This window comes from Metaplanococcus flavidus (genome assembly GCF_042675885.1).
GTDB classification, from domain to species: domain Bacteria; phylum Bacillota; class Bacilli; order Bacillales_A; family Planococcaceae; genus Planococcus; species Planococcus flavidus.
In genome coordinates, this window is sequence record NZ_JBHTKI010000012.1 from 1 (window position 1) to 12,318 (window position 12,318).

General features: G+C 42.0%; 13 protein-coding genes and 1 pseudogene. 4 read left to right on the forward strand and 10 right to left on the reverse strand.

Going from position 1 to position 12,318, the window contains the following annotated elements; genetic code table 11:
- The first annotated feature begins 565 nt into the window (after positions 1-565).
- The gene (locus tag ACFQ1X_RS08880; RefSeq protein ID WP_144840122.1) at positions 566-1,354 is read left to right on the forward strand and encodes a lipid II flippase Amj family protein; all 789 of its coding nucleotides are present in this window, start codon (positions 566-568) and stop codon (positions 1,352-1,354) included.
- A 138-nt stretch (positions 1,355-1,492) separates the two neighbouring features.
- Here the strand turns inward: ACFQ1X_RS08880 and ACFQ1X_RS08885 are convergent, their stop codons facing one another.
- From ACFQ1X_RS08885 to ACFQ1X_RS08900, 4 genes are all read right to left on the reverse strand, one after another.
- Positions 1,493-1,960, reverse strand: a complete 468-nt coding sequence (locus tag ACFQ1X_RS08885) for a GNAT family N-acetyltransferase (protein WP_144840109.1) — start codon at positions 1,958-1,960, stop codon at positions 1,493-1,495.
- 352 nt (positions 1,961-2,312) lie between these two features.
- Complete coding sequence (locus ACFQ1X_RS08890) at positions 2,313-3,176, reverse strand: AraC family transcriptional regulator (protein WP_144840107.1); 864 nt, start codon at positions 3,174-3,176, stop codon at positions 2,313-2,315.
- A gap of 96 nt (positions 3,177-3,272) precedes the next feature.
- On the reverse strand, positions 3,273-3,872 hold the full coding sequence (locus ACFQ1X_RS08895; RefSeq protein WP_144840105.1) for a hypothetical protein: 600 nt from the start codon (positions 3,870-3,872) through the stop codon (positions 3,273-3,275).
- Positions 3,847-4,377: an RNA polymerase sigma factor gene (locus tag ACFQ1X_RS08900; protein ID WP_144840103.1), complete on the reverse strand. Its 531-nt coding sequence runs from the start codon at positions 4,375-4,377 to the stop codon at positions 3,847-3,849. Before ACFQ1X_RS08900 ends, ACFQ1X_RS08895 begins: the two co-directional genes overlap by 26 nt.
- Before the next feature lie 252 nt (positions 4,378-4,629).
- Here ACFQ1X_RS08900 and ACFQ1X_RS08905 point away from each other — a divergent pair, with 252 nt between their 5' ends.
- Complete coding sequence (locus ACFQ1X_RS08905) at positions 4,630-5,040, forward strand: GNAT family N-acetyltransferase (protein ID WP_144840101.1); 411 nt, start codon at positions 4,630-4,632, stop codon at positions 5,038-5,040.
- Positions 5,041-5,377: 337 nt separating this feature from the next.
- On the opposite strand, the gene ACFQ1X_RS08910 is transcribed toward ACFQ1X_RS08905, so the two are convergent.
- Positions 5,378-6,031: a uridine kinase family protein gene (locus ACFQ1X_RS08910; RefSeq protein WP_144840099.1), complete on the reverse strand. Its 654-nt coding sequence runs from the start codon at positions 6,029-6,031 to the stop codon at positions 5,378-5,380.
- Between the two features lie 194 nt (positions 6,032-6,225).
- Here ACFQ1X_RS08910 and ACFQ1X_RS08915 point away from each other — a divergent pair.
- Positions 6,226-7,161, forward strand: a pseudogene (locus ACFQ1X_RS08915) (iron-hydroxamate ABC transporter substrate-binding protein).
- Between the two features lie 59 nt (positions 7,162-7,220).
- On the opposite strand, the gene ACFQ1X_RS08920 reads toward ACFQ1X_RS08915, so the two are convergent.
- The 4 genes from ACFQ1X_RS08920 to ACFQ1X_RS08935 form a co-directional block, all read right to left on the reverse strand.
- Positions 7,221-7,439 carry a hypothetical protein gene (locus ACFQ1X_RS08920; RefSeq protein ID WP_144840097.1) on the reverse strand — a complete coding sequence of 73 codons (219 nt, stop codon included), beginning with the start codon at positions 7,437-7,439 and terminating at the stop codon, positions 7,221-7,223.
- A gap of 236 nt (positions 7,440-7,675) precedes the next feature.
- A complete protein-coding gene (locus tag ACFQ1X_RS08925; RefSeq protein WP_144840095.1) occupies positions 7,676-8,020 on the reverse strand; it encodes a hypothetical protein in 345 nt (114 codons plus the stop codon).
- A 190-nt stretch (positions 8,021-8,210) separates the two neighbouring features.
- The gene (locus tag ACFQ1X_RS08930; protein ID WP_144840093.1) at positions 8,211-8,993 is read right to left on the reverse strand and encodes a S26 family signal peptidase; all 783 of its coding nucleotides are present in this window, start codon (positions 8,991-8,993) and stop codon (positions 8,211-8,213) included.
- Entirely contained in the window at positions 8,986-9,531 is a 546-nt protein-coding gene (locus ACFQ1X_RS08935; protein ID WP_379082189.1) for a sigma-70 family RNA polymerase sigma factor, read from the reverse strand. The genes ACFQ1X_RS08930 and ACFQ1X_RS08935 overlap by 8 nt, the downstream gene beginning before the upstream one ends.
- 174 nt (positions 9,532-9,705) lie before the next feature.
- On the opposite strand from ACFQ1X_RS08935, the gene ACFQ1X_RS08940 reads away from it, so the two are divergent.
- Positions 9,706-10,524: a DUF1835 domain-containing protein gene (locus ACFQ1X_RS08940; RefSeq protein WP_144840091.1), complete on the forward strand. Its 819-nt coding sequence runs from the start codon at positions 9,706-9,708 to the stop codon at positions 10,522-10,524.
- Between the two features lie 750 nt (positions 10,525-11,274).
- Here ACFQ1X_RS08940 and ACFQ1X_RS08945 read toward each other — a convergent pair.
- Positions 11,275-12,039, reverse strand: coding sequence for a TerC family protein (locus ACFQ1X_RS08945; protein WP_144840089.1), 765 nt, complete (start codon positions 12,037-12,039; stop codon positions 11,275-11,277).
- Positions 12,040-12,318 lie beyond the last annotated feature (279 nt).

The window sequence follows — 12,318 nt, forward strand, 5'->3', positions numbered from 1 at the left end:
CACGAAAATGAAAAAACTAATTGAAAGTCAACTACAGCTTTGGATTGGCGGTCTGCCCAGTTACATCAAGGCTTATTTGCCAATTTCACTCTGCGAAAGTTGAGTTATTTATACTTCCATATCTTATCACTATAAATATACGACCCTTTCTTCATTATAACTTTACCACTTATAACATGCGAACATACGCAGTTTTTCTATTAGTCATACCCTGTTGATCAAATAACAATTATAATTTAAACTACGGTAGTCAAACGTATTATAGAAGTGACCAGTAGGAAGTGAGACTTTAATTTGCACAGCATTTTAAAAAACCAGTAACCTTAAAAAAGGAACTGGTTTTTAGAAATATAAACTCTTTTATAGAAGCTTCCGATAATCCCTCATATGTTAACTAGGACAGTCTTCTAAAAATATTCTTGCTTTAAAATATAAAATATCAATTAAAATCTAAAATTGGCAATCAATATTTTCATTTTTCATTTTCAAACTGAAAGGCTATGGTAATATAAGGATAAAAATAAAAGTAGGTTTTCTTTTGGAATTTTTCACAGATAAATTAATTATGATTGCTCTATTCGTTTTGATCATCCACTCCATCGAAACACTTGCCTATGCCGTTCGCTTATCTGGAGTACGAGTACGCCTATTGGCATCTGCTCTTTCCTTGTTCAATGTCATGGTAATGGTTTCCCGTTTAGCCAATATGATGCAGCAGCCATTTACCGGAAGTTTAATTGACTCGGCACCAGAAACAAACACATTTGAATTCGTCGAGACCCAATACCGAATCATCATCGGTGCTTCTACAATGGGAACGATAATCGGGATTCTTTTGCTTCCGACTTTCATCTCTATCTTTTCGCGTGCAATCATTCACCTTTCAGCCGAAAGAGGATCTATACTTGGACTGGTCAGAAAAGGAATGAATATTGGCTATATTAAAAGAGGAATCGGACATATCCGTCTGCCAAAACTGTCTTACTTAAAGGGCGTCCGTTTAAAAGATATTCCGGTTCAGTTATTTTTCATTAATATGATCATTACCGCTGTTTACACAATTGGCGTTCTTTCTGCGCTTTATGCAGCCATCATTGTTCCCGAAAGGGCTGCTACAGCAATCATGGCTTCTGGTCTAATCAATGGATTGGCCACCATCCTGCTAATTGTTTTTGTCGATCCAAAAATCTCTGTGCTAGCCGATGATGTCCTCAATCGGCGCGGCAGTTACCTGAATCTTAAAAGCATTGCTGTAATGATGATCGCTTCCCGCTTACTTGGTACGATACTTGCTCAATTATTCTTTTTACCTGGAGCAAGATACATAGCGTGGTTCACGAAGTTTATTGTCTAATCTAACAAATACAGGTTGTTATTCAAAAATAAAATTATCTCTCTAAATAAAGGAAGACTGGATGCAACGTTGAAAGCATCCAGTCTTCCTTTATACTTCCGATAACCGCACGATATGTAAACTTCTTCATTTTTTATTTTAGATTCTTTTCCCCATTGCCGTTGATTGCGTTTGATAGCCGAGTTTTTCATAAAGTTTATAAGCATTAGGGTTTTTGCCAAAAACATTCAATCCCATGGAAGTAATCCCAGTACTTTTCATGGTTTCTTCTAATTCTTGTAATACGAAGGTAGCGAACCCTTTCTTTCTAAACTCTTCCTTGATTAAAATATGATAGATATAAGCTTTGTTACTTTCGGTTTGGATATTGTACCAGATCACGCCAATTGTTTTATCTTCGTCAATTGAATAAATATTGTAAACTAATTGACCTTCTGTGTCTTGTTTATTTGGAAGTAGTTGTTCCATCAAATCTTTTGATTCTTCCATCGCCTTTTCTAACGGAATCATAAAGTTTTCGGATAAGTCTTTAGCATAGTCAGGTATAAAATATGCCAAGTAATGATCAAATTCTTCGTCTGTCATTTTTTGTAGTATGGTTTTCATAATTGACACTCCTCAGATTTTATAAATGTTCAAGAATATTTCATCTTTTTGTGCATCCCAGAGAATTATACCATTATTTCCCTCCTATTTTTTATCGTTTTTTTAGCTCTTTCTCAAAGAAAAACTACTTATAGGAATAAATAGAGCGTTCGCAAAAGTACACCTTTACGAACACTTCAAAATCATCCTGACTCCAACAAAAAAGACGTTCGTAAATGTCCTGAAACACTTTACGAACGTCCACCTTTTTTCCGGCACATTTACGAACGGATGACTTTGGATAAAGTTGAATGACTTTATTGCCACTTCACTCTATCACGCCTCTGATCCAAACCGGCTGTCTTCTCTCTACCTATTTCTTCCCTTTCAACGGAATCCAAATTTCAGAAACATAATCATCACTGTATGCATCTCCAGCTGGATACACTTCCATCTCTGCAGTTCCGGCGTTCTCATAATGATTGGACGGGAACCATTCCGAAAAGATCTGTTTCCATACTTTCGGCATGGCTTCCGGCATCGCGCCATGCACTTCGAAGATTCCCCACTTGGAGGCGGGCACTTCCATCTCCAGGAAACCTTCCGGCACCGGTTGATTGCTTTCGGCAGCGATCCAATAATCCATTGTCGCCCCGTTCTGGTAGTTGGTACAGATACCGAGCAGGCCATTGATTTCGCCGTTGCTCAGTTGGGCGATTGCATCACTTGTGCCGTCCTGATTCACTTCCATCCACATCTGTGGGATTCCGTTCATGTTTTCCCCGTCACTCATCGAAAAATCACGCTTTACTCCAATGGCCTGAAAACTTTCCTTTTCTACAATTCGGTATTTCATCGGAAGGGCTCCTTTCAGATTCACCTGGATCGCCAGGCGGTTAAAAGATTGCAGCTCGCCCAAATGTTTTCTGGCTTCACTCGGTGTGATACCGTGCTGCCGCCGAAACGCTTTTGAAAAAGCCTCGGGAGTGTCGTAGCCATATTTATAGGCGATATCGATAACTTTCTGGTCCGTAGCAGACAATTCCTGCGCCGCCAGCGTCAGCCGCCTTCTGCGTAAATACTCAGCGACCGAACAATCCGTCAAGATTGCAAACGTTCGCTGAAAATGAAACACAGAAGAGTTTGCCTCTTTCGCAATCTGCTCGACCGATAAATGTTCTTCGATATGCTCTTCCATATAATCAATAGCACGCTGCAGCGATTCCACCCATCCCATAGCCCTCACACTCCTTACACTGATTTTATCAAGCGATTCGGTTGTTATCCTGTCCGTTTGTGCTGAGTGTGGACAGGGGGAAACAGCTTCAATTGTTTACTGCCCATACATCCCTTTCAGCATCAATAACATATTCGCCGCGTCTTCTGAATTGCTCGAGTATATCTTTTTTGAATCCATGTCCATCAGAAACAATGCATCAGGGCTATCCCATATCTTGAACCGATAATTTTTTTGCTCTGCTGTAAAAAAGGATAAATCGAACGCAGGCGGAATTTCTGGAGCGTCAGCGACTTCTTCCAGGGTTGTCAAAGTTTTCTCTACAGATTGATTCCATCTGGCATCCTCTATAGACCTAACATTCATTTTCAAAGGCAAAGTCGCCTTAAAAGATTGAACACTGCCATTCTCGGCCACAATACTTCTTTCAATTTCTAAGTCGGCAAAGGCTGACGTTACAGGAGCTTCTATCGAAGGTTCACTCATGACGGAGAAAACGAGAAATAACGCAATTGCCACTGCGGCAAGGCTTATGAATGCCGGAACGAAATGCCGTCTTTCTTTTTTCTGAACTCCAGTTTCTCTCTCCTCGTTTAAAAGAATATTATCCAGGGTTCGTTGTCTGACAGCAGGCGAACGATCAGCCTTTTTCAGTTCGCTGAAAAGCTCATCATATTCTTTTCGACTGTTCATCATATTTCCCCTCCTGTTTCAACATTTCTGTTCTTAATTTCTTCAAAGCGCGAGCCGTTTTAGTTTGCACTTTGCTTTCAGTCCATCCCAATATCTCAGCCGTTTCTTTGATCGAACAGTCATTTATTTTCCTCAGAATAAGAACTTCCTGGTAATCCCTCTTCAATCTGCCCATGGAAATGTACAGGTGCTCAGCACTTTCTTTTGTGAGGAACGATTCTTCGGGTGATTTCTCTTCTGATGAGTAGCTTCGACTTTCCATATGTAAAAATGAAACGATTCTCTTCCGGCGTAAATAATCATATGTAAGGTTTCGCGCAATCTTCAAAATCCAGGTAGCAATTGTGGAGTCATGATTGAATTGCTTCAAGTTTCGATAAACCTTTAAAAATACATCCTGAGTCAAGTCTTCCGACAACTCTTTGTCACGCAATAAATAGAATATATAGCGATAAACTTGTTCCGAATGTTTTTCGTATATTTCTTGGAATTCCATGTCCCGTAGCATATCTTCCCCTCCTTTTACCAATAGACGATTAAGGAATAAAAATCAGTCAGTTTTTCAAAGTTTTTTTGTGAGCAGCAAATGCTTCATTTATTTCATCATAAACCAAGGCTCCTGATAAAAGTTGTAACAATTGGAATATTTGGATATAGTTAAACAAATGATTGCTTCAGGAAATTGTTGGAAAAGGAGGCATAAGACAGTGGAAAAATTGCGTATGCACTCTTCAAATTAAAATTTTGAGGAGGAAAATAAATGACTTATACATTCAAAGAAGACAAGCAAATTGATAAAGAGGCATTGAAATCGCTGTATGAAGATGTTGAATGGTTCGCCTACACAAGGGATCTGGATGGATTGGCGGATGCGTTGGTCCAGTCGTTATATGTGCTGTCGGTATGGGACAATGAAGAGTTGATTGGGCTGGTAAGAGTTGTCGGCGATGGCCTCACCATCATCTATATTCAGGACATACTCGTTTTGAACAGCCGGCGGAATCAGGGGCTCGCGAGTGAAATGATGCACCGCGTACTGGAAAAATATAATGATGTGCGGCAGAAAGTTCTGCTGACGGAAGAAGCGGCAGATGTCCGCCATTTCTATGAAAAGAACGGTTTTCAATCATGCGATAAGGGGAGCCTCGTTGCGTTTGCTAAGCTGGGATGAGTGAAATTGCTATATACTAAAAATCCCGTGCGGGTGCCAGTCACCCGCACGGGATTTTTCTTTTCGGTACTTGGTTTTTCGCTTTTCGCCTGCGAAAAGCAGCCATTTGGCTTTTGATCTTGGGTTTTGGAGAGAGAATGATTAGAAGTGATAGCGATTTTTCCTTTAGAGGGCTTCTCGCGCTGTTTTTTCCCATTCATTATTCAGCTTTAAAGCATAATTCGGCGTTCAGAGAATTAATTCGGCGTTCAAAAAATTATTCCGGCGCTCAGCGAATTAATTCGGCGTTCAGAAGATTATTCCGGCGTTCAGCAGCTCTTTCGCAAATGGCCAGTCGTTACTCACTAAAATCAAACGCCATCTTCTCCACAATTTCACAATCCGCAGCTGACTTGACCACAATATCAAAGTGCCGGCTGTATGGATGCATGAATAATTCATACTGGATGCGCCGCTGGTCGTGCGATGCCTTCAAATAATTCAGGTCCGCCCCTCTTTCCGTGATATCGCGCGAAGATCTTCTCTCAAATTCCGTTTCACCGTCCGTATAAAAGTAAATTCTCAGATCAAAAAGCTCCGGATCAATAAAAGCCGCACTCATCCCTTCCACAATCGTCAGTCGATTCGCTGAAGATATCAGCTCACTCTTCCTGTAATGGGTGCCGAGCGTATAGAAGTCCAAAACGTCTTTAGCCATCCGCACATCCCGCTCCAAAGCGCCAATGTGATGAGCGGCGGGATGGCACGCCGTCATTTTATAATGATGAGCAATATTTGCATATGTATATTCAATCGCCGAATGCTTGCGAATATCCGAACTGACGATATAGGGGTCGGTGTTGAGGCAATTAACTCCATGCCCGCCCAATCGTTCCAGCAGTTTTTGTGTAAAGCTTGTTTTCCCCGCCGCCCCGTGTCCGGACACGCCGATGACAAGCCTTTTGTCTTTCGACTCTATCCAATTTACGATTTCCTCTGTCAGTTTATCCATTTTTCTCTCCTTACTTTCAGTCTCAGCTTTCCTGTATATTATTTCTTCCTTTATTATACTGAACCGGATGCTCTTCAGTATAAGCAAAATTAGACTGCTTTATTCCCATAAGTACAATTTCGAGAAAATTCGTCTGCGGATTTATAAGCAGCTTGTTGACATTATTTTCATTTACCTATAATATCTAAATGAAAATGATTATCATTATCAGAATTGAGGAGAAAAAATTTGCTGTCCTCTTTTTACTTACACTAGTCCTGTTTCTTGCGGCCTGCGGGAATACAGAAAATGCGAGCGAAGCTGCCGAAACAGATGAGTCATACACATTTACATATGAATCAGAAACCGGGCCTGTCGAAGTTCCGAAAGAACCAAAACGTATCATCTCCTTGACAAACGGCCCGAACGTATTGGCGATGGATGGCAATATTGTCGGTATCGATGACTGGACGGGGATGAATCCCCTGTTCGAGGAAAAATTGGAAGGCGTGGAAATCGTCACTGAAGATAACCTCGAGAAAATCATTAAATTGGACCCGTATTTGATCATCGCCGGCTCTCACATGAAAAACCTTGATAAGCTAGGCGAAATTGCGCCAACCGTCGCATTCACATGGGGCAAACTCGATTATCTGGACCAGCAAGTCGAGATCGGCAAACTGGTTGAACAAAGAACAGGAAGCAAAGGACTGGGTGGAAGATTTCCAAAGCCGCGCTGCGGATATCGGAACTCAAATCCGTGAAGAAATCGGCGAAGACGCTACGGTTTCTGTAATCGAAAGCGGCAACAAGGAATTCTATGTGTTCGGCGACAATTATGCGCGAGGTACGGAGATTTTGTATCAGGCGATGGAATTGAAGATGCCTGAAAAAGTTGAAGAACTGGCGCAGGAATCCGGCATCTACACGTTCTCATCCGAAGTATTGTCTGAGTTTGCCGGTGATTACGTGATTTTCAGTAAGAACCGGACGTCGATAATTCATTCACCGAAACGGATGTATGGCAGAACATCCCGGCTGTAAAGAATGATCAGGTCTTCGAGATCAACACGAAAGCTTCCACTTACAGTGATCCGATCACGCTGGAATATCTTTTGGATTTCTTCGAAGAATCGTTTCTTAACCAATAAAGAATAAATAAAAGCCATCACAGAAAAGAGATGATCTCTTCTGCTGTGATGGCTTTTACTTATTGATTGTCCTGAATTGTTCTGCTTTCCTTTAAGGCATCAGCCAGATACACCGTACAACCGACAATTAACCCACTCAGCACAATAAGGCCCATGTAGATCGGCTTCAAATGGCTTTCTGCCACGCCTCCCCACGGAAAGATGAAGTCCTGTATCGCCACGCCAATTATAAAGACAATTATGTAAAACAGCACAATCGTGATTATGGATGCTTTCATGGTTCTCTCTCCTTTCTTCTAATTGACTTTGAAATAATTAAATTCCATTTATTTCCCATTACGATTCTTTCTAATCTTAACAAACTCAGATTCTGGCAACTAGGTGAATTCTTAAATTTTTTAACTGGATTCATTCAAAATCATTCTAAAAGCTACAGCAAAAGCGCCATCCGAATTTTTCGTACGACGCTTTTTTGGCTTGGTATGTTGAATTTTGATTTTAAGAAGGCTGCTTTTTAATTCATGGGGCCGGTGATGTCCAGAATTTTTCCGGTAACTGCATCAATCACGACAGTGGGAATTACATCTTCGTAACTTATCGTCACTTCCCATTGCTGATGATTGAAGAGCTGGTTAAGAAACCCTTTCTGCTGCCGAAGGCTTAAACTTATATTTTCTGCCGGTATTTCATCCAATTCGATTTGAATTGGCGCGAGATTCAATTCTAAATTGGAAGGTGGATTTCTAAGATGTTCATATGCTTGGACAATCGCCTCTTCTGTGCTGAGCATTGGTTTTTGATAACTATAAAGAGCAAAAATAATAATAGCCATCAATACTGCAAAGAGTATTTTTTTCAAATGATTCTCTCCTCTTTTGCTTTATCGATTTGATGAAATAAACTTAGTAAACACGTTCTTAATACTAAATTCTCCATTTTCCTGAAAATTCCTTTTAAACTCAGGATGACTTGAAAAGAAAAGCCGTAAAAAAGAAGAAAGGCTATTTTCAACTGCAGCCTTTCTTCTCTCTTAACCAAGCAGGCCTAGTCTATTCCACATAGTATCCCAAAACTTCCGCTTGGATTTCATCTACTTTGACGATTTCCTGTCTGCTCCTGAACCAATCATCACCTGTCACATAAACTTCACTCTCACCTAACGTAAAAGTTTCAATTGACTGGGAAAATATTTCTTTCATAGAATCGAGGTTTTGTGTTGTCCCGCCTTCTATCACAGCCTCATTGTATTCTTCATTCGAACTGTATCCCAGGCGAGAAGCCCGGCCGTAAAACGTGTCCAGCTTCTGGTCGTTGATGTAAAGTTGTCCTTCTATGACTTCCACACTTTCTCCCGGCAAAGCGACGATCCTGCCAACTGTTTGGCCCCTGCCATCGAAAAGATCTGTTTCATAGATAACGACGTCTCCCCTGGCAACATCTTTCTTCTGATAAGCGGCTGGATCGATCAATAAAGGATATTCATAATAATCGTAATTACCACGGTCCATCGAATCGTACCCGAAGTCAAAAACTTCCTGCGGTTCCGTTACTTCAAAAAATCTCTCAATTTCCTCCACCGTATTCGGATCCGTCAATACCGGTGTGCCCACGGGACCGGAGGAATCCGTTCCATTTCCATTAGGATTGAGCACCAGAAAAAGGGTCGCAACCGTCAAAAGCAGCACCAACACAGCGGCAGCTTGAAAGGTTCCAAAGCGATTCGGCGATCGCCGCTCCCTTTTCATGTCGCTCAGAATTTTCCGTTTCAGCGGTTCTTTGAAGCGCGGCGAATCACCGCCAAACTCGTCCAGATCGCGTTTGAATTTATTCATCCTGCATCCCCTCCCATTCTCTCAAATCCACTTTCTGCCGCAGCAGATCCTTGGCACGCCTTAATCGTGTTTTGACGGTGTTCTCCGAGCATTCCAGCAGTTCGCTGATTTCCTTTGAAGTGAATTCCTGATAATAAAACAGCAGGATCACTTCCCTGTATTTAATCGGAAGTTCCAGGATTTTATTGGTGAGATTGCTTTGGTCTGTTTGCTGGACGTAAGTTTCTTCGGGTGACTTTGCGTTGGAAATCAACCCGCCGAGTGAGTTCGAGAACAGCGAGCGTTTATTCTTCCAGCTTCTCAAATAATCGTGGCATTTATTGACTGTAATTTTGGATAGATAGGTTTTCAGGGAGGACCGGTTGTCGAACTGATCGCCTTTGCGGTAATAACTGATGAACACTTCCTGCATGATGTCTTCGGCCGTGGCCCAGTCTTTCACGTAGAAATACGCCAGCCGGATCATGTATTCCCCGTGGCTGTCCATAATGTTTTTCATTTCCTCATCGGTCAGTTTTGTGTAATCATGCACCGGCATAAGTTCCCATCCCTTCCTGAACACCTCATAGACGCAAGTTTTCAGAAAATAGTTTCATACGAATAAAGTATAGGGGAAAAGTGGGGAAATGGTTTTGATATCTTATGATAAGCTAGAGAGACATGGAATATTATGTAATAACAGAGAATCTTTCAAAAAGAAAGGGTTTTTACTATGATACATTTTGTTATCGGCGATTCGGTTGCCGGCACTTTAAAGCTTGCTTTTCGCGGGAAGGATCATCAAATTTATGCGTTGCCGCTTGATTTGTCAGTGGGGCCGACTGCGGCAATCCACGAAGAAGAAGGCATCCGGCGCCATTTCGATTGGCTCAAATCTTCGTTTATTTACGAAGACGATGAATTGGCGCATCAAGAGGAGAAGTACCGCCAGACCTTGATAAAATTAAAAAGTTTGAAAGACGGCGAACAAGTGACGATTTGGACGAGTGAAAATGCGGCAGAGCAAATTGGATTGCGTCTCGCATGTTATCTCACGGCAGACCGGAAACTGGAGCTGTCGGTTGTCAAAACACCTGAAGCAATGGATGAGCTGATGAGGGGCTCAGCTATTCAAATTGAAGTCCGCCATTCAGGTGAATTTAACGCGAAGCAGCTTTCTCATTTTTATGAGCATTCGAGAACTCGACTGTCCGAAGCTACGATCGGCACTTTAACGCAGGATGCAGAGCGGTTGCTCGCTAGTCCGAGTTTATTGCGTTCATTGCAGGATGGGGAAATCCTGGAGGCAGAAGAAACGCGAGATGATCAATTCATTTTGGACTGTGTGCGTGAGCAGGAAGAAGAGAATGCGAAAGACGGTTTTGTAAAAGCCGTTCGTGTTGTCGGCGAAGTCCTGGGCCACTCGTATCATATCTATTCCGATGCCTGGATTGATTACCGGCTTCGGTCACTGATCCATTCGGGTAAGGTGCTGGCAAGAGGCGATCTCGGATCAATGCGAAGCTATGAAGTTCGAGCAGTGGAAAAATAAGCTCTGATTAAATACTCAAAGCAGAAGGCTTCGCGGATGCGAAGCCTTCTTTTAATGGATAGGCGAGAAATTTGTCGGTGCGTTTGGTGATGAAATTTTACTAAATACCACACGTAATTATCATTCTGCACACAAATTCGATTTATCGCACACAAATCCTTTTTACCGCACACAAACTTTGTTTATCGCACACAAATCGCTGTTACCGCACATAAATCTTATTTATCGCACACAAATTTCAGGGAATAAAATCAGCATCATTTCTTCATCAAATATTGCTTGCCAGGAGGCAGTTTTCAGCTTCTTCGCACCTCCGACTAATGCTTTTCCACTCCCTTCACATTAAATTTCAACGAAATCTTCTAGTGAATGAACAAATTCGTTAAAAATGGCCTCTTTTTTGGCAAATACTTTGTCAATGTCTATATTCTCTTCTTACCCGTGTACTTTTGAGATGAAAAGGTTTCGCGCAGCGAAAAACATCCGCTCCAGTACTTTTAAAATTTGTGGGGTAAAGGTGGCTAGCAGTCTACCACTAAGTCTTCAAATCTTGTTTTCAGCGCAGAGTTTTTCTTTTCCGTTCATATATCCTTTTTCTGCGCACAAAAACCTCCCGCTCCCCACCCATAATCCGCTTATCTCCATCATTCATTCACACCCATCCAGATTTTATTCCATAAAAAACCGGCACAGAAGATTGACTCTCCTGCACCGGCTGATATTTATATAGTAGGAACTGCTTTTAAACGATTAAGCCAGTTTTTCCTGTTCTCTCTTTTTCTTCACGCTGACCAACGCGCCAACTAAGACGATACCGAGCAATACTCCCCAGAAGATAAGCTTCCATTCTGCTGAGTGGACAAAATCATACGGCAGGATGCCGAGGTTTTTATGCCCCAGTGTGAGGACGGTCAATTTCACGCCGACCCAGCCGACAATGACGAAGGCAGTTGTTTCCAATTGCGGATATTCTGCCAGTAATCTGACGAATTTATGAGCCGCAAAACGCATGATGACAAGTCCGACTAACCCACCGGTAAGCATAACGGCGAACTGGCCTCCGTTGATGCCGCCGATTTCCATGGCGCCCAAATGAGGCAACGTAATCGCCAAAGCCACTGCTGCAAGCATTGAATCGATTGCGAAAGCGATATCCGCCAGCTCGACTTTCAATACCGTCATCCAGAAACCTGCACCTTTAGTAGCTTCAGGCTCCAGCGAATGCTCTTTGCCTTTTCGCTGGTCGTAAATATGCTTGAAGGCGATAAACAACAGGTATGCCGCTCCCAAAGCCTGGATTTGCCAAACGTCAACAAGTAAGGTTATGAGGAATAAAGCGGCAAAGCGGAAAACGAATGCTCCCATCAAGCCATAGAACAACGCCTTTTTTTGCTGCGCTTTCGGCAAGTGTTTGACCATGACCGCCATGACCACCGCGTTATCCGCAGCGAGTAATCCTTCGAGTGCGATAAGAACGAGCAGCACCCATACATATTCCAGTAAAATTGCTTCCATCTTGTAAACCTCCAGATAATTTTTGCAACAAAAAAGACCAATGCCTTTTATAAGGCAAAGGTCTTGCTAAGCAAAATTAACTGCTATCACAACCGGTGGCGATGAACCACGTAATGACGACTGTGAAATAGGTTTCCCTATAGCTACTCCCCTTTGACGAAAGTCAAAAGTCTATTGAGTTGTAAGAACAATATAGTACCCGCTATAGAGAAATAGCAATACATATTTGTCGGAATAGTGAAAACTTTTTAATTTTTTTTATTTCCAATCAAAACCATC